The sequence below is a fragment of the Rathayibacter sp. AY1C9 genome (assembly GCF_002932315.1).
Lineage (GTDB): Bacteria > Actinomycetota > Actinomycetes > Actinomycetales > Microbacteriaceae > Rathayibacter.
The window spans coordinates 88715-105174 of the sequence record NZ_PSVZ01000005.1; the positions used below are offsets into that span (position 1 = coordinate 88715).

The window sequence follows — 16460 nt, forward strand, 5'->3', positions numbered from 1 at the left end:
GACGCGAGTGCGTCTGGTCGTGGACAACCTGTACAGACTACAACAGGACCGCCGCGACGCGCCGGACGGATCCGCTCGAGGCGCACCATCCCGGGCGCAGGGCGAGGCGAGCACGGGGCCCGGCTCAGCGCCTCAGCGCGACGCCCACCACTCGCGGAGCCGCTGCGTCGCGACCTCCTCGCCGAGCGGACCCTCCTCGAGCCGCAGCTCCAACAGGAACCGGTACGCCTGCCCGACCTCGGGGCCCGGGGCGAGGCCGAGGATCTCCATGATCCGCGTGCCGTCGAGGTCGGGGCGCTTGGAGGCGAGCTCCTCCTTCTCGGCGAGCTCCGCGATGCGCGCCTCGAGGTCGTCGTAGGCGTGCGCGAGCCGGTCGGCCTTGCGGCGGTTGCGCGTGGTCACGTCGGCGCGGGTGAGGATGTGCAGCCGCTCGAGCAGGTGCCCGGCGTCGGTCACGTAGCGGCGCACCGCGGAGTCGGTCCACGCGCCGTCCGTGTACCCGAAGAAGCGCAGGTGCAGCTCGATGAGGCGGGCCACGTCCTTCGTCGTCTGGTTGTCGAACTTCAGTGCGCGCATCCGCTTGATCGCGAGCTTGGAGCCGACCAGGTCGTGGTGGTGGAAGCTCACCGCTCCGCCCGGCTCGAGCCGCCGCGTGGCCGGCTTCCCGATGTCGTGCAGGAGGGCGGCGAGCCGCAGCACGACGTCGGGCGCGGCTCCGGGGTGCCGCGACTCCTCCAGCGCGATCGCCTGCTCCAGCACGGTGAGGCTGTGGGTGTAGACGTCCTTGTGGTGGTGGTGCTCGTCCTGCTCCAGGCGCAGCGCGGGCAGCTCCGGGAGGAAGCGACCGGCCAGACCGGTGTCGACGAGCAGCTCCAGGCCGGCACGGGGCGTGGCGGTCGCGAGGAGCTTCCGCAGCTCCTCCTGCACGCGCTCCGCCGAGACGTCGTCGATCCGTCCGGCGAGCTCGGCCATCGCCCACTCGACCTCGTCGGTGGTGCGGAAGCCGAGCTGCGAGGTGAAGCGCGCGCCGCGGAGCATCCGGAGCGGATCGTCGCCGAAGGAGAGGTCGGCGGGGGAGGGGGTGCGCAGCCGGCCGGCGAGCAGGTCCTCCACTCCTCCCGAGGGATCGACGAGGACGACCTCCGGAAGCCGCAGCGCCATCGCGTTGACCGTGAAGTCGCGCCGCACCAGGTCGCCCTCGAGCGAGTCGCCGAACTCGACCTCGGGCTTGCGGCTCACCCCGTCGTAGCTGTCGCTGCGGTAGGTCGTGATCTCGACCGTCTCGCCGGCCACGCGAGCGCCGATCGTGCCGAAGGCCCGGCCGATGTCCCAGTGCGCCTCGGCGATCGGAGCGACGATCCGCACGATGTCGTCGGGGCGCGCGGAGGTGGTGAAGTCGAGGTCGTGCACGCCGTGGCCGAGGAAGGCGTCGCGGACCGGGCCGCCGACCAGCGCGAGCTCGTGGCCCTGGGCTGCGAACGCCTCCGCCAGCCGCGCCACCGTGGGCGTCCCCGCGAGCGCGCGGAGGGTCTCGAGAGCGGTCTGGACGCTGTGCATTCGCACGATCCTAGTGGCGGGGGGTGTCCCGTCAGCGGGTGACCGTGCCAGGGGGTTACAGGGGGAACCGCGTGCACAGCGGACGCACCGCCTGCCCCGAGGAGGGCTGCCCGTAGAATCACCCGCATGGAGGCCGAGTGAGTCCGATGCATCGGCGCGACCCCTCCCTCCGCTCCCGCCGCTCGCGGGCGGCACTCCTCCTGCTCCGCTCGGCAGGTGCCGCCGCCCTCGCGCTCGGCCTGACCGGCGTGGCCTCCCCCGCCCTCGCGGCCCCGGTCGCCGCCGCGACGGCGATCTCGACGCCCGCTCCCGGCACCGTCACCACGACCGCCGGGGCCGGCAGCGACGGCGTCCTGCGGCCCGGTCAGGACCTCGAGCTCTCGATCGCCGTGCGCAACGGCACCACGGAGGCGATCGACAGCGCCGACGTGACGGTCGCCCTCTCCTACGCCACCCTCGACACCCGCGCGGAGCTGCACGACTGGCTCGACGCCGAGGCCGACAACGACACCGACCCGGTCCGTGCGACCGCCCAGCTGCGCCTGCTGCCCTCCAGCACCGCCGAGGCCGGCCTCACCGTGCCGGTCGACCAGATCCCCTTCTCCAACGACCGGACCGCGCTCGGCACCCACGCCGTCCTCGTCACGGTCACCGGTCCAGGTGGTGTCGTCTCGACCGCCCGCACGGCCGTCGAGCTGACCGACGACGCGGCGGCCCCGGAGCGCGAGACCGGCGTCAGCGTCCTCGTCCCGCTCACCGTCCCGGACACGGCCGACGGCCTGCTCTCGGCCGAGGCCCTCGCCGACTACACCGACGGCACGGGGACCCTCACCCGGCAGCTCGACGCGGTCGCGGGGAAGGGCGTCACGATCGGGGTCGACCCGCGCATCCTCGCCTCGATCCGCATTCTCGGCAGCGCCGCTCCGGAGTCGGCCCTCGACTGGCTCGACCGGCTGCAGTCCGTGCCGAACGAGCGCTTCGCCCTGCCGTACGCCGACGCCGACGTCTCGGCCCAGGCGCAGGCCGGGCTCTCCGCCCTCCTCTCTCCCACCTCCTTCGAGTACGCGATCGACGACACCCGCTTCGCCGCGGTCCCCGGCACCGCCAGCCCGGCGCCCACGGTCGCCGTCGACTCCGACCAGCCGGCCGAGGACCTGCCGGCGCGTCCGAGCACCGAGTCGCTGCTCGCCTCCGACTGGAGCACCTCCCTCGGCAGCGTCGCCTGGCCCGACGAGGGCACTCTCCGGGGGTCGGACCTCGACGTCTACGCGGCCAGCGGAATGAACCGCACGGTCGTCCCCTCCTCCGGTCTCCTGCTGCCGGAGGAGGTGACCACGACCTCGCGCGCCACCGTCGGCAACTCGGACCTGGTCGTGGCCGACTCGCGCCTCACCGAGGCGTTCGACGCGGCCGCCACCGCCACCGACGACACCGAGTGGCGCGCCCGCATGTCCGAGATCGCCACCGATCTCGCCGAGGTGCAGGAGGAGGGGACCGCGCCGGACGTCGTGCTCACCCTCGGCCGCGGCTCGGCGATCGGCGCCGCGCGCCTCTCCGAGACCCTCGACGCGATCGAGTCGCTGCCCTGGGCCCGCGGAGTCGCCCTCTCCACCGCCCTCGCCGTCCCCGCGACCGAGGGCGCCAGCGTCGTCGACTCGCCGGAGTCGGAGTCGCGCCTCGACCGGGTGCGCGATCTGCTCGACGCCGGCTCCGAGGTCGAGGCCTTCTCCTCCGTGCTGCAGGAGCCGGAGCTGCTGTCGGGCAAGAGCCGCAACGACGTGCTGGCGCTGCTCTCGGTGACCTGGCGCGGAGACAGCAGCGGCTGGGGCGACGCCGTCGGCGCGGCCATGACCGAGGCCGACCGGACGCTCTCGCTGGTGTCGATCGACGCGACCGGCAGCATCCTGCAGGTCTCCCGCGACTCGAGCATCCCCGTGTACGTCCGCAACGAGCTCCCCTGGCCGATCGCCGTCCGCATCCAGGCCTCGACCTCGAACGCCGTCCTCGACATCGACGAGGAGGCGATCGAGACCACCGAGATCGACGCCCGCTCGCAGGGCCGCGTCCTCATCCCCGTGAAGGCCCGGGTCGGCAACGGCGAGACGAGTCTCGGCCTGCAGCTGACCTCGGCGCAGGGCGTCCCCATCGGCACCCCCACGGGCATGACGACCAGCGTCCGCGCCGACTGGGAGACCGTCGGCACCCTGGTCATCGGGATCGCGCTCGTCGTCGTCTTCGGAGCCGGCATCCTCCGCAACATCCGCCGTCGCCGTCGAGGCGAGACCCCTGAGGACGAGGAGGACCCGAACGCCGTGCTCGAGGTCCAGCCCGACCTCGACGACCAGCGATCGGATCCGCGTGGCTAGCTTCTCCCTCGGACGCGCGAGCGCCGTCCTCGCCTCCGGCACGATGGTCTCGCGGATCCTCGGCTTCATCATGTCGATCGTCATGGCGAACACGATCGGAGCCGCGGTCGCGCCGGGCGCGGACGCCTTCACGACGGCGAACCTGCTCCCCAACACGATCTACTCGATCATCGCGGGCGGCGCTCTGAACGCCGTCCTCGTCCCGCAGATCGTGCGGGCGGGCCTCGACGCCGACGGCGGCCGCGGCTACATCAACCGCCTGCTGACCCTGGCGCTCGGCCTGCTCCTGGTGACCACGATCGCCGCCACGGTCCTCGCTCCCCTGCTCGTGCGCCTCTACGCGCCCGGCTACGGACCGGAGCAGTACCAGCTGGCCGTCGCCTTCGCGTTCTGGTGCCTGCCGCAGGTCTTCTTCTACGGTCTCTTCACCATCCTCGGCGAGGTGCTCAACGCCCGCGGCTCGTTCGGCCCCTTCACCTGGGCGCCCGTGCTGAACAACGTCGTGGTGATCGCCGGGCTCGTCGCCTTCATGGTGCTGTTCGGCGCCGATCCGGAGGGGAACCGTCCGGTCGACTCGTGGTCCCCGGCGATGGTCACCCTCCTCGGCGGGAGCGCGACACTGGGCATCGTCGTCCAGTCGCTGTTCCTGATGCTCTTCTGGCGGAGGGTCGGCCTCAGCTACCGCCCCGACTTCCGCTTCCGGGGCGTCGGCCTCGGCACGGCCGGGCGGATGTCGCTGTGGTCGTTCGCCACGGTGCTGCTGACCATCGTCGCCGGCATCGTCGAGAGCCAGGTCTCCTCCACCGCGTCCGGCGAGGGGCCCTCGGCCGCGGCGCTGCAGAAGGCGTGGCTGATCTTCATGCTGCCCCACTCGGTCATCGCGATCTCGATCGCCATGGCCTACTTCACCAAGATGAGCGGCCACACCGCACGGGGGGAGATGAAGGAGTTCCGCTCGGACGTCTCCACCTCGCTCCGCCTGGTGCTGATGATGCTCGTCTTCGCCGCCGCCGCGATCGTCGTGGTCGCAGTGCCGTTCGGCTCCGTCTTCACCGACTCGTTCGCGGACGCGCAGGCCATCGGAGCGATCGCCGTGGCCTACGTGATCGCCCTGCCGCTGTTCTCCTCGATCGCCATCATGCAGCGCGCGTTCTACGCCCTGAGCGACGGAGCGCGGCCGTTCCTGTTCACCCTGGTGCAGGTCGTCGTGGCGGTCGCCGGGTACCTGATCGTGCTCCGGCTCCCCGCCGACCGCACCGCTGTCGGCATCGCCGCTGCGACCTCGCTCGGCATCTGCGTGCAGGCCCTCGTGGCGGCCCTCCTCCTGCGCCGCCGGCTCGGCGGCCGCGGAGGCAGGCGGATCCTCGTGAGGCTCGCGCAGTTCGTCCTCGCCGCGGTGCCCTCGGCCGCCGCCGGCTACGGCGTCCTGGTCGCCCTCGGCGGCACGCGCGCGGGCGGTTTCGCCGTCTCGAACTACGTGGAGCCGCTGCTCTCGATGGCCGCGATCGGCACCGTGATGGCGCTCGTCTACTTCGCGGTCCTCTGGTTCCTCCGGGTGCCGGAGCTGCGCGCCGTCCTGGCTCCGGTGCTCCGCCGACTCGGCCGCTGATGCTGCTCCGGTAAAAGCCTGGTCAGATCGCATTTCCTGGGCTGCTGCATCGAGCGGCGCGTGGCACGACCGGCACTCCCGGGCCCGCGGAATAGTGCCCGCCTAGGATGTGTTGTAGCCCACGGAGCCGCGGAACGATTCGAGCGACCGGCTCCGGGTGCTCGGCTCCCGCCCCACCCGTCACCGCTCGTACAGACCCCGAGGAGTTGCCGTGCGCGACATCGTCATCATCGGATCCGGCCCCGCCGGCTGGACCGCCGCCATCTACGCGGCGCGCGCCGAGCTGCACCCGGTGGTCGTGGCCTCGTCGGTCGAGATCGGCGGCGACCTGATGAACACGACGGACGTCGAGAACTTCCCCGGCTTCCCCGACGGCGTCCTCGGCCCCGAGCTGATGACCTCGATGCAGGCGCAGGCCGAGAAGTTCGGCGCCGAGACCTTCTACGACGACGTCACCTCCCTCGATCTCGAGGGCGAGGTCAAGACCGTCCATCTCGGCTCCGGCGAGAGCATCGAGGCGAAGACCGTCGTCGTCGCGACCGGATCCGCGTACCGCAAGCTGGGCCTCCACGACGAGGACCGCCTATCGGGACACGGTGTCTCGTGGTGCGCCACCTGCGACGGCTTCTTCTTCAAGGGCAAGACCATCGCCGTCGTCGGCGGAGGCGACTCCGCCATGGAGGAGGCGACCTTCCTCACCAAGCACGCAGCGAAGGTCTACGTGATCCACCGCAAGGACTCGCTCCGCGCCTCGAAGGTCATGCAGAAGCGCGCCTTCGACAACGACAGGATCGAGTTCATCTGGAACGCCGAGGTCACCGGCATCACCGGCGAGAACCACGTCGACGGCGTGAAGCTGCGTGACACGGTCGACGGCACCGAGTCCCACCTCGACCTCGACGGCCTGTTCATCGCGATCGGCAACGACCCGCGCACGCACGTCGTGCACGGCAAGCTCGACCTCACCACCGAGGGCACCATCTCGGTGGTCGGCCGCTCCTCCCAGACCTCCGTTCCCGGCGTCTTCGCCGCGGGCGACGTGATCGACCCGACCTACCGTCAGGCCGTCACCGCCGCGGCATCCGGAACGGTCGCCGCCCTCGACGCGGAGCACTACCTCGCTTCGCTCGCCGATGGCACCGCCCACACCGAAGGCTCACCCCGGGCCGAGCTCATCACCCGCTGACCGTCCGGTCATCGCACATCGGAGCCGGCAGCCCGCCGACTCGTGAAGGAGAGAACACCATGTCCACCGCGAAGAGCGTCACCGACGCATCGTTCCAGTCCGACGTCCTCGACTCCGAGAAGACCGTCCTGGTCGACTTCTGGGCCGAGTGGTGCGGCCCCTGCCGCATGGTCGCGCCGATCCTCGACCAGATCTCGGCCGAGCACGGCGACAAGATCGAGATCGTCAAGCTGAACGTCGACGAGAACCCGCAGACCGCTGCGAAGTACCAGATCACGTCGATCCCGGCGATGAAGGTCTACCAGAAGGGCGAGGTCGTGAAGACCGTCATCGGCGCCAAGCCGAAGCCGGCCCTCGAGGCCGACCTGGCCGCGTTCCTCTAAGTTCGCACCCCTGACCGCCCTCTGCGGTCTCCGAGAGCCCCTGTCACGTCGTGACGGGGGCTCTCCTCGTTCCCGGGGCTGTTTCACGTGAAACAGACCCGCTGGGGCGCAGGCCACGATCCCCGCGGTGGCGCCCGACCGCCCCGCCGCAGCACAGGACCGGCCGGTACTGTGGATCCACCCGGCTCCGGCCGGAGAGACACTGTCCACCGAGCGAAGCGGAACCATCGTGACCAACCGCGGCACCAACCTCGACCCCTGGTACAACTCCTATGCGGAGCGCACGGCCGGTCTGGCCGCCAGCGAGGTTCGAGCCCTGTTCGCCGTCGCGTCACGCCCCGAAGTGGTCTCGCTCGCCGGCGGCATGCCGTTCGTGTCCGCGCTCCCCCAGGACCTGGTGACCGGCGCCATCGACACCGTGATGCGGGAGCAGGGGCCCGTCGCGCTGCAGTACGGGTCGGGCCAGGGCGTCCCCGTCTTGCGCGAGCAGATCCTCGACGTCATGGCCCTCGAGGGCATCTCCGCCAGCGCGGACGACATCGTGGTCACCACGGGCTCTCAGCACGCCCTGGAGCTCGTTTCGAAGCTGTTCCTGGACCCGGGGGACGTCGTCCTCTCCGAGGGCCCCAGCTACGTCACGGCGATGGTCATCTTCCGGTCGTACCAGGCCGAGGTCGAGCACGTCCCGATGGACGAGCACGGGCTCATCCCCGCCGCCCTCCGCGAGCACATCGCCCGCGTGCGCGCCGCCGGCAAGACGATCAAGTTCCTGTACACGATCCCCACCTTCCACAATCCCGCGGGCGTGACCCTCAGCTGGGAGCGCCGCGTCGAGATCCTCGAGATCTGCAAGTCCGAGGGAATCCTCGTGCTCGAGGACAACCCGTACGGCCTCCTCTACTTCGAGGACGTCCCGCCGAAGGCGATGCGCTCGCTGGAGGAGGACGGAGTGATCTACCTCGGCACGTTCTCGAAGACGCTCGCTCCCGGCTTCCGGGTGGGCTGGGCTCTCGCTCCGCACGCGATCCGCGAGCGGCTGATCCTCGCCAACGAGGCGGCCGTCCTCAGTCCGTCGTCCTTCAGCCAGCTGGTCATCTCGAAGTACCTCGAGACGGCCGACTGGCGCGGACAGATCGACACCTTCCGGGGCGTCTACTGCGAGCGGAAAGAGGCGATGCTGAAGGGCCTGCAGACCCATCTGCCCGGCCTCAGCTGGACGAACCCGAACGGCGGCTTCTACCTCTGGGTCACGCTGCCCGAGGAGCTCGACTCCAAGGCGATGCTGCCGCGCGCAGTGAAGGAGCTCGTCGCGTACACGCCGGGTACCGCGTTCTACGGCAACGGAGACGGACGTCAGAACATCCGCCTCTCGTTCTGCTACCCGACGCCGGAGCGCATCGGTGACGGCATCCGCCGCCTCGCCACGGTCATCAACGGAGAGCTCGATCTGCTGTCGACCTTCGCGGGCACGGGCCGGCTGAGCAACGCCGACGCGAGCAAGCGTGACGCCGTCCTGCCGCCGAACGTCTCCTGACACCGCTCCTTCGATAAGAAAGCCCTGGTCATGACCGATTTCTCTGTGCTCGACCGTACACTCGACATCGTCGTCATCAGCGGTGGCATCAGCCACGAGCGCGACGTCTCCCTGCGGTCGGGCCGTCGCGTGGCGGATCGTCTCTCCGCGATGGGCCACCGCGTCTCCCTGCACGAACCGGACGCCGGCCTCCTCTCGACGCTCCTGCAGAAGCGTCCGGACGTCGTCTGGCCCGCGGTGCACGGGGCGAGCGGTGAGGACGGTGCGCTCCTCGGGCTCCTCGAGGCGGCTGGCTTCGCCTACGTCGGCTCGCAGACGGACGCGGCGCGGCTGGCCTGGTTCAAGCCGACCGCGAAGACGCTCGTCGCTCGCGCGGGCTTCTCGACCCCGCGCTCCGTCACCCTCCCCCGCGAGACCTTCCGCGAGCTCGGAGCCGCCGGGATTCTGGAGCAGGTCGAGGCGCACCTGCCGGGCTCCCTCGTGGTGAAGCCCGCTCAGGGCGGTTCGGCCCAGGGCGTCAGCATCGTGACGGAGTCGTCGCAGCTCCCGCGAGCGATGGTCGAGGCGTACACCTATGGCGACGTCGTGCTCATCGAACAGCAGATCCAGGGGACCGAGGTCTCCGTCGGTGTTCTCGACCTCGGTGACGGTCCTTTCGCCCTGCCGCCTGTCGAAATCGCACCCGTCGCGGGCCAGTACACATTCGAGGCGCGCTACAACGCGGGGGAGACGCACTTCTACACGCCGGCACGGATCTCGCCGGAGATCACGGAGGAGGTGTCCCGCGTGGCCGTTGCGATCCACGAACTGCTGGGACTCCGCCACCTGTCGCGGCTCGACTTCATCATCGACGACGCCGGACTCCCCTGGTTCTTCGACGCGAACGTTCTTCCCGGAATGACCGAGACCTCGCTCGTTCCCCAGGCTATCGAGGCGTCCGGCCGCTACCTCGGCGACGTCTACTCCACTCTCGCGAAGCTCGCCGCCTCCTGAGTCCATGCCGTTTCACGTGAAACGGTCCGCTGCGCGTCCGCTCCTGGTCGCGAGGCCGCGGCGTTGTGAACAAGTGCGCGAAACCATGCCAGACGAGTAGCCGGATCGCGGCATATCGAGACCCGCGATCGCCCCCTTCTCCTATGACATGGGTCGAGTAGCCGCCTAACAACGTGTCTTGGTATTCATCAGAAGACCAGTAGTGCCGACTCGAGGGAAGCCGAGGCCGCGTCTCGACCCCCACAACGTCAGACACCCATTGCCGCGCCGGTCGAGTGTCCGTAGATCCGCGTGGTGAGGCCCCCCTCGTCCCCCTAAACCCACCAGGAATCGACCCGGCCCAAGGGCTTCGATCGGCACCTGGTCCTCGTCGTCATGCTGGTCGAGGAACCGCGTTGCTGCGTATCGAAACCCGGACACCCTCGGTGGGTACCAGTTGCGGCATCGCCTGGGGCAAGATATCCACGCCAATCGTTTCCCTATATCCGCAGACATACCGGCGAAGAGCAGTAGTGCGTCGAATCGAGGCTCTCCACAATCGCCACCCGCGCCGTCTCTTGGAAGAACCGACCTGCTCTATCGACGCTGATCGACGCCAGCACCCGTCGCCATGCTGGTCGAGTAGCGACAACGCGACGTATCGAGACCCACGGCCCGAAGGGACTTCTCTCGCTTGGTTCTCCGACCTCAACTCCGCCTCGGGGAGGTGATGCCTGAATTTCGTTGGTCAGGCGAGCGATCTCTTTCGAACCTTGCGGTCGAAGTCCGTCCCACGATGATCCGCACGGGCGTCAAAGGTTCTCGGCCGGGGCGTTTCACGTGAAACGCTTCCGCGGCGGTTGAGCGACTTCAAGCGGAAAAGTTGCGCCCTGTGGAGCGAGTCGAGCCGACGAGGGCCTCCTGATTGACCTGACAAGTTCGTAGCTCTTCAATGGCCAGGCCGCCCTAGGGCGCACCGTTTCACGTGAAACGGCCCTTCCATTGTGTCTTTCAGTGCTCTCGGGGCGACCGCCGACGGGGTCCTCCGTAAGACATCGGCGAACCCACTCATAACATCGGCGTCGATCCGTGAAAATGGAGGGATACTGCATTTCGTCTTACTTGCCCGCCCGCCGGCTAATGCCTGAAGGCCCAGGAAGCGCTCCTCCCGAGGAACATGGGGTGCACGGTCAGCCAAGGGAGTCTTCATCTCAGCGGCGAATGAACGGCTGTTTCACGTGAAACATTGCTCCCGCCAACTACCGGTGATGAGGGCGTCGCCCCTCGCAGAGGAGAGCCGCACTGAGTACGACCAGTCCAAGTGCCAGTCCTGCGCCCGCCAGCGAGCCGCTGAACGCGACTAAAATTACGGAGACCGACGATATCTGAACTCCGCCAATCCTAGATATGCCGCTCCACGCCTAATCGCCCGCAACAAAGGCGCATCGTGAGCTACTCAATGCCGAGATCGATGCTCCAGATCCCCCACGATCATCGCCGATCGGCAATACCGGCCGTATTCGCGACCAGGCCCGGAGTCAGCAGGGCCCCGCAGATCCTGGGGCCACCTCATCAGGCTGGACCGGTCATAGGGGCTTATCAATCAGAGAAATGGCGACGACCGAGAGTGCCGAGCTCGCACGGCAGCTCGTCGGTCACCTCAAGCGTGCTGATCTCTGTGATCGTGATGCCGACGAGGGGAGCAGATACCGCCTCATCGGCCATTACTGCCTAGACCATAGCAAGAGCGCGCCCTCGCCACCCCACGGTTGATCAGTAGCGGCCGCTATGCCGGCCCTCTACGGAGCGAGCGACACCTCGGTCGGCTCCCCGATCTCGGCGAGGATGCGGTTCAAGTCCTGGATGGTGGCGAAGTCGATGACCATCTGGCCCTTACGTGCGCCCAGGGTGACCTTGACGCGCGTGTTCAACCGGTCGCCGAGGTGATACGCGATCGACGAGAGGTGTCCGGAGTGCCCGCCCTGCTCCTCCACCACGGGACGCGTGGTCGTCCGCGGCGCCTTAATCTGCGCCGCGGCGGCCTCGGCGGCGCGGACGGACAGGTCCTCGTTGACGATCTTGTCGGCCAGGCGACGCATCATCTCGACGTCGTCGAGGGACAGAACCGCACGCGCGTGTCCTGCGGTCAGGACGCCGGCAGCGACGCGGGCCTGCACATCGGCCGGGAGCCGCAGGAGACGGAGCGTGTTCGAGATCTGCGGCCGCGAACGTCCGAGCCGCGTCGCCAGGGCCTCCTGGGTGATCCCGAAGTCGCTGAGGAGCTGCTGGTAGGCGGACGCCTCCTCGAGCGGGTTGAGGTCGGCGCGGTGCAGGTTCTCCAGCAGCGCGTCGCGGAGCATGTTCTCGTCGGCCGTGTCCTTGACGACCGCGGGGATGGTGGTCAGTCCCGCGGCCTTCGAGGCGCGGAACCGGCGCTCACCCATGACGAGCTCGTACTTCGCTCCGCCGCGAGCCGTCACGGGCCGGACGACGATCGGCTGCAGCACTCCGAACTCGCGGATGCTGTGGACGAGCTCCGCGAGGTCGTCCTCGTCGAACACCGACCGCGGCTGCGCCGTGTTGGGGATGATGTCGGCGAGGGGGAGTCGCGCCAAGCGCGCTCCGGGGACCTCGAGGAGCTCCTCGGCACGGGCCGAATCGCCGACCTGATCAGGGAAGAAGACGTCGACGGGCCGGGAGCGCGACTCGTCGCTGGTCGGGATGAGCGAGCCGATCCCCCGGCCGAGTCCCGTGCGCTTGGTCGCCATCAGCGTGCCTCTCCTTCGTGTGCCGTCTCGGGTGTCTTCCGGGCTCCGCGTCGTGCGATCTCCGCGGCCGCCTCCAGATACGCCAGCGAACCGGACGACTGCGGGTCGTAGCTGATCACGCTCTGTCCGTAGCTCGGCGCCTCCGAGATCCTCACGTTGCGCGGGATCACCGCGCGCAGCACCTCCTTCGGGAAGTGCTCTCGGACATCCGCTGCCACCTGCTGGGAGAGGTTCGTGCGGCCGTCGTACATCGTCAGGAGGATCGTCGAGACACCGAGGTTCGGATTGAGGTGCCGCTCGATCAAGTCGATGTTCTTGAGCAGCTGGCTGAGCCCCTCGAGCGCGTAGTACTCGCACTGGATCGGGATGAGCACCTCGCGAGCGGCGACGAACGCGTTGATGGTCAGCAGACCGAGCGACGGCGGGCAGTCGATGAAGACGTAGTCGAACGGCTCGTCCATGGTGTCGAGCATGCGGTCGAGCGCACGGCGGAGACGCTGCTCGCGTGCGACGAGCGAGACCAGCTCGATCTCGGCGCCGGCCAGGTGGATGGTCGCCGGCACACCGTAGAGCGAGGCGAACTCCGGGCTCTTCTGCACGACGTCCGCGAGGGGAGTGTCGTTGACGATCACGTCGTACACGCTGGCCGTCTCGGCGCGGTGCTCGATGCCCAGGGCCGTCGACGCGTTGCCCTGCGGATCGAGGTCGATGACGAGCACCTTCGCCTCACCGCGGGCGAGCCCGGCGGCGAGGTTGACAGTCGTCGTCGTCTTGCCGACGCCGCCCTTCTGGTTCGAGATCGTGATGACGCGCGTCGACTCGGGCTTGGGCAGCGGCTGGGCGTTCAGCAGTGCGCGCCGACGGGTCATGTCCGCGATCTCCCGGGCCAGGGGAGTCGAGGAATCGAAGCCTCCGGTCAGACCGGCGGAATCGGTTTGTTTCACGTGAAACCTTCGCTCAGCGAGTGGGACGGACATCAGCACCGAGGAGTCGACGGACGAGGAGTCGGGGGCTCACTGCGGCGTCGTGGCGATCAACCCACTGTAGCCCGGACGACCCTCGTCACCTCGGAGAGCACGCCGTCGCCGAGCACGACGACCTCGGGCGGGGAGAGCCGGAAACGACGGATCTGCTTGGCCGCCGCCTCGATCTCCTTCTCGGCGTTGATGCCCTTCAGCAGGACCAGCTCGCCTCCGGGCCGCAGCAGCGGCGCGGTCAGCGGGATCAGCTTCGAGAGGGCGCTGACCGCCCGAGCGGTCACCTGGTCGAGAGGCTCCGCGAGCTCCGCCTCTTCAGCACGGGCTCGAAGAACTGAGACATTCTCGAGTCCGAGTCCGTCCACCTGCTCCTGAAGCCAGACGACGCGACGCTCCATCGGCTCGATGAGCACGAAGCGGACGTCGGGCCGCACGATGGCGAGGACGAGCCCGGGAAGGCCCGCGCCACTGCCGACATCACCCACCAGTCCCGGACGCAGGAGAGGGGCCACCAGGGCGCTGTTGAGCACGTGCCGCGTCCAGAGACGGGGGAGCTCCAAGGGCCCGATCAGGCCGCGCTCCTCACCCTGGTCAGCGAGAGCTTCCGTGAACCGCCGCAGGAGGGGCAGGCGGTCGCCGGCGATCGCCGCAGCGGCTGCGGGCTCGGCCTCGAGGGTCGACTCCACGCCGCTCAGCCGCGGGTGATGACGGTGTGGCGCTCGCGCGCCTCGCCGCGCGACTCCGACACGAAGCCGCGCTCGCCCACCATGTCGTGGACCAGCTTGCGCTCGTACGACGACATGGGCGGGAGCGAGGCCGACGTGGCGCCGTCCTCGATCCGCTCGATCGCGCGGTCGACCAGCTGGGCGAGCTCCGCCTCGCGGGCGTCGCGGGAGCCGCCGATGTCGAGGATGAGGCGGGAGAACGCGCCGGTCTTCGTCTGGACCGCCAGGCGCGTCAGCTCCTGCAGTGCCTGGACGGCGTCGGGGCGGGAGAGCACCCGGAGGTTCGTGTCTCCGGAGGCGGTGACCGAGAGGTAGGCGCGGCCGTTGCGGACCTCGATGTCGATGTCGCCGTCGAGGTCGCAGATGTCGAGGAACTCCTCGATGTAGTCGGCGGCGACGTCGCCCTCGTCCTCGAGCTGCGAGAGCGTGGACTCGGGTGCCTCGTCGACGGCGGGCGCGTCCACGTCCACGGGTGCGGACGCGTCGTCGGTGATGGTCTGCATCGGATCGGTCATGGCGGCTCTACTTCTTTCCGGCTTGCTTCTTGGAGCGGTTCTTGCTCACGGGCTGCGTGCGCTGCACGGCCTTCTTCTCGACGAGGGTGATGTCGCCGGCGGCCGTGGTCTCCTCGACCAGCTTGCCCTTGCGGCGCAGGCGCTCCTCGCGGGCCTTGGCGGCCTCGCTGCCCGGGGTCGGCATGTTCCGGATGACGATGAACTGCTGGATCATCGTCCAGATGTTCGAGGTCAGCCAGTAGAACATCACGCCGAGGGGGAAGGCGAAGCCCGAGAAGGCGAAGACGAGGGGGAGGATGTAGAGCAGGATCCGCTGCTGCTTGAAGGTCGGCGAGGCCTTCGCCTCGGGCGACATGTTCTTCGAGACGATCTGCAGCTGCGTGATGAACTGCGACGCGGTCATCAGGACGACCATGATCACCGCGATGATGATGACCGGCTCCTGGCCGCCCTCGGCGAGTGCGCCCTGGATCGACTGGTGCAGCGGTGCGACGCCGAAGAGGTTCGCCTCGCCGAACTGGCGGGCGAGCGTCTCGTCGAGCGGGCCCACGCCCTTCTGGCTGTGCTGAGCCGCGTTCAGCACCGAGAACAGGCTGAAGAAGATCGGCATCTGGATCAGCAGGGGCAGGCAGGAGGCGAGCGGGTTGGTGCCCGTCTTCTTGTAGAGCTCCATGGTCTCGCGGGACATCGCCTCGCGGGACAGCTGGTCGCGCTTGCCCTTGTACTTGTCCTGGATCTTCTTGAGCTGGGGCGCGACCTCGAGCATCCGGCGCTGGCTCTTGATCTGCTTGACGAAGATCGGGATGAGCGCGGCGCGGATGACGATGACCAGGCCGACGATCGAGAGGACCCAGGTGATTCCCGCGGCCGCCTCCATGCCGGTGAAGGTCAGCAGCTGGTGGAAGGCGACGAGGAGCAGCTCGACCACCCACTTGAGGGGCCAGAGGATCGTGCCGAGGAGGTCCATGGAGTGGGGTCAGTCCTTTCGAGGGCCCACGACGAACCCGGCTCGCGTCACGGCGAAGCGGGTCCGGCCGGAAGCCGGTCGGTGCAGGGGGATCGAGGTCGGGACGTCGTCGATGCCGCCGGCCGCCCACGGGTGGCAGCGGAGCAGACGGCGGGCCGCGAGGACGGAGCCGAGGACGAGCCCGTGGAGCTGGACCGCCTGGAGCGCGTACGCGGAGCACGAGGGGTAGTAACGGCAGACGTCCCCGTAGAGAGGGGACACGACCGCCCGGTAGACGATCAGGAGCAGGACGCCGATGTTCCGCGGCAGCAGGAGGATCGCCCACCCGAGCCGGGCGAACGGGGCCTCGCGGCGGGGGAGCACGGCGGTCACGAGGACGCCCCGCTCTTCCGCGCGGCTCGCGCCATCGCGGACCACACCTCGGAGCGCAGCTCCGACCAGGGGGCGTCGGCGCTGCCGGGCAGCGCGCGGACGACGACCTGGGTGCCGGGGTCGATCTCGGGGACGAGCTCGAACGCCACGGCCTTGAGCCGGCGGCGGACGGTGTTGCGCGTCACCGCGGTGCCGACCGTCTTGGCGACGATGAACCCGAACCGCGCCGGATCGCCCGCGGAGGACCGGCGGACATACGTGACGGTGTGCGGTCCTGTGGACCGCACACCGCGACGGACGACTGTCCGGTACTCGCCTCCGTGGACGATGCGATTGGCTCTGGCCAGCACCGCTGGTCGGTACCGCTCGCTGCTAGGCGGAGAGCTCGGTGCGCCCCTTGGCGCGGCGCGCGCTGAGGATGCCGCGGCCGGCACGGGTGCGCATGCGCAGACGGAAGCCGTGCACCTTGGCGCGACGACGGTTGTTCGGCTGGAAGGTTCGCTTGCTCATAATCAGATCTCCACGTACG

At 69.2% G+C, this 16460-nt stretch carries 16 protein-coding genes; 6 read left to right on the forward strand and 10 right to left on the reverse strand.

Annotated features, from left to right (window positions below; translation table 11 throughout):
• Positions 1-132 precede the first annotated feature (132 nt).
• Positions 133-1557, reverse strand: a complete 1425-nt coding sequence (locus tag C5D09_RS05685; RefSeq protein WP_104268811.1) for a CCA tRNA nucleotidyltransferase — start codon at positions 1555-1557, stop codon at positions 133-135.
• A gap of 146 nt (positions 1558-1703) precedes the next feature.
• On the opposite strand from C5D09_RS05685, the gene C5D09_RS05690 reads away from it, so the two are divergent.
• The 6 genes from C5D09_RS05690 (at position 1704) to C5D09_RS05715 (ending at position 9628) form a co-directional block, all read left to right on the forward strand.
• Positions 1704-3923 (forward strand): DUF6049 family protein, encoded by a 2220-nt coding sequence (locus C5D09_RS05690; RefSeq protein ID WP_104268812.1) that lies wholly within the window; start codon positions 1704-1706, stop codon positions 3921-3923.
• A complete protein-coding gene (gene murJ / locus C5D09_RS05695; RefSeq protein WP_258062842.1) occupies positions 3916-5532 on the forward strand; it encodes a murein biosynthesis integral membrane protein MurJ in 1617 nt (538 codons plus the stop codon). Before C5D09_RS05690 ends, murJ begins: the two co-directional genes overlap by 8 nt.
• A gap of 211 nt (positions 5533-5743) precedes the next feature.
• On the forward strand, positions 5744-6718 hold the full coding sequence (trxB, locus tag C5D09_RS05700) for a thioredoxin-disulfide reductase (protein ID WP_104222688.1): 975 nt from the start codon (positions 5744-5746) through the stop codon (positions 6716-6718).
• 59 nt (positions 6719-6777) lie between these two features.
• Positions 6778-7101, forward strand: coding sequence for a thioredoxin (gene trxA / locus C5D09_RS05705; RefSeq protein WP_104222687.1), 324 nt, complete (start codon positions 6778-6780; stop codon positions 7099-7101).
• A 229-nt stretch (positions 7102-7330) separates the two neighbouring features.
• Positions 7331-8635 (forward strand): PLP-dependent aminotransferase family protein, encoded by a 1305-nt coding sequence (locus C5D09_RS05710; protein ID WP_104268813.1) that lies wholly within the window; start codon positions 7331-7333, stop codon positions 8633-8635.
• Between the two features lie 30 nt (positions 8636-8665).
• Positions 8666-9628 carry an ATP-grasp domain-containing protein gene (locus C5D09_RS05715; RefSeq protein WP_104262573.1) on the forward strand — a complete coding sequence of 321 codons (963 nt, stop codon included), beginning with the start codon at positions 8666-8668 and terminating at the stop codon, positions 9626-9628.
• Between the two features lie 1578 nt (positions 9629-11206).
• Here the strand turns inward: C5D09_RS05715 and C5D09_RS17790 are convergent.
• The 9 genes from C5D09_RS17790 to rpmH form a co-directional block, all read right to left on the reverse strand.
• Positions 11207-11332 (reverse strand): hypothetical protein, encoded by a 126-nt coding sequence (locus tag C5D09_RS17790; protein WP_258066351.1) that lies wholly within the window; start codon positions 11330-11332, stop codon positions 11207-11209.
• A 74-nt stretch (positions 11333-11406) separates the two neighbouring features.
• Positions 11407-12375 carry a ParB/RepB/Spo0J family partition protein gene (locus C5D09_RS05720; RefSeq protein ID WP_104268814.1) on the reverse strand — a complete coding sequence of 323 codons (969 nt, stop codon included), beginning with the start codon at positions 12373-12375 and terminating at the stop codon, positions 11407-11409.
• The gene (locus tag C5D09_RS05725; RefSeq protein WP_104247021.1) at positions 12375-13244 is read right to left on the reverse strand and encodes a ParA family protein; all 870 of its coding nucleotides are present in this window, start codon (positions 13242-13244) and stop codon (positions 12375-12377) included. Before C5D09_RS05725 ends, C5D09_RS05720 begins: the two co-directional genes overlap by 1 nt.
• Positions 13245-13408: 164 nt before the next feature.
• Positions 13409-14038, reverse strand: a complete 630-nt coding sequence (gene rsmG / locus C5D09_RS05730; RefSeq protein ID WP_104268815.1) for a 16S rRNA (guanine(527)-N(7))-methyltransferase RsmG — start codon at positions 14036-14038, stop codon at positions 13409-13411.
• A gap of 5 nt (positions 14039-14043) precedes the next feature.
• On the reverse strand, positions 14044-14592 hold the full coding sequence (locus tag C5D09_RS05735) for a R3H domain-containing nucleic acid-binding protein (RefSeq protein WP_258063254.1): 549 nt from the start codon (positions 14590-14592) through the stop codon (positions 14044-14046).
• A gap of 7 nt (positions 14593-14599) precedes the next feature.
• Positions 14600-15559, reverse strand: a complete 960-nt coding sequence (gene yidC / locus C5D09_RS05740) for a membrane protein insertase YidC (RefSeq protein ID WP_104268816.1) — start codon at positions 15557-15559, stop codon at positions 14600-14602.
• Between the two features lie 9 nt (positions 15560-15568).
• The gene (gene yidD / locus C5D09_RS05745; protein WP_244230695.1) at positions 15569-15922 is read right to left on the reverse strand and encodes a membrane protein insertion efficiency factor YidD; all 354 of its coding nucleotides are present in this window, start codon (positions 15920-15922) and stop codon (positions 15569-15571) included.
• A gap of 5 nt (positions 15923-15927) precedes the next feature.
• Complete coding sequence (gene rnpA / locus C5D09_RS05750; protein ID WP_104222680.1) at positions 15928-16281, reverse strand: ribonuclease P protein component; 354 nt, start codon at positions 16279-16281, stop codon at positions 15928-15930.
• Positions 16282-16303: 22 nt separating this feature from the next.
• A complete protein-coding gene (gene rpmH / locus C5D09_RS05755) occupies positions 16304-16441 on the reverse strand; it encodes a 50S ribosomal protein L34 (RefSeq protein WP_055784512.1) in 138 nt (45 codons plus the stop codon).
• Positions 16442-16460 lie beyond the last annotated feature (19 nt).

Bases quoted from the DNA above. Each gene is read 5' to 3' on its own strand.
- C5D09_RS05685 (WP_104268811.1), bottom strand. From the start codon at position 1,557: ATGCACAGCGTCCAGACCGCTCTCGAGACCCTCCGCGCGCTCGCGGGG.
- C5D09_RS05690 (WP_104268812.1), top strand. From the start codon at position 1,704: ATGCATCGGCGCGACCCCTCCCTCCGCTCCCGCCGCTCGCGGGCGGCA.
- trxA (WP_104222687.1), top strand. From the start codon at position 6,778: ATGTCCACCGCGAAGAGCGTCACCGACGCATCGTTCCAGTCCGACGTC.
- C5D09_RS05715 (WP_104262573.1), top strand. From the start codon at position 8,666: ATGACCGATTTCTCTGTGCTCGACCGTACACTCGACATCGTCGTCATC.
- C5D09_RS17790 (WP_258066351.1), bottom strand. From the start codon at position 11,332: ATGGCCGATGAGGCGGTATCTGCTCCCCTCGTCGGCATCACGATCACA.
- C5D09_RS05720 (WP_104268814.1), bottom strand. From the start codon at position 12,375: ATGGCGACCAAGCGCACGGGACTCGGCCGGGGGATCGGCTCGCTCATC.
- C5D09_RS05725 (WP_104247021.1), bottom strand. From the start codon at position 13,244: ATGACCCGTCGGCGCGCACTGCTGAACGCCCAGCCGCTGCCCAAGCCC.
- C5D09_RS05735 (WP_258063254.1), bottom strand. From the start codon at position 14,592: ATGACCGATCCGATGCAGACCATCACCGACGACGCGTCCGCACCCGTG.
- yidC (WP_104268816.1), bottom strand. From the start codon at position 15,559: ATGGACCTCCTCGGCACGATCCTCTGGCCCCTCAAGTGGGTGGTCGAG.
- rpmH (WP_055784512.1), bottom strand. From the start codon at position 16,441: ATGAGCAAGCGAACCTTCCAGCCGAACAACCGTCGTCGCGCCAAGGTG.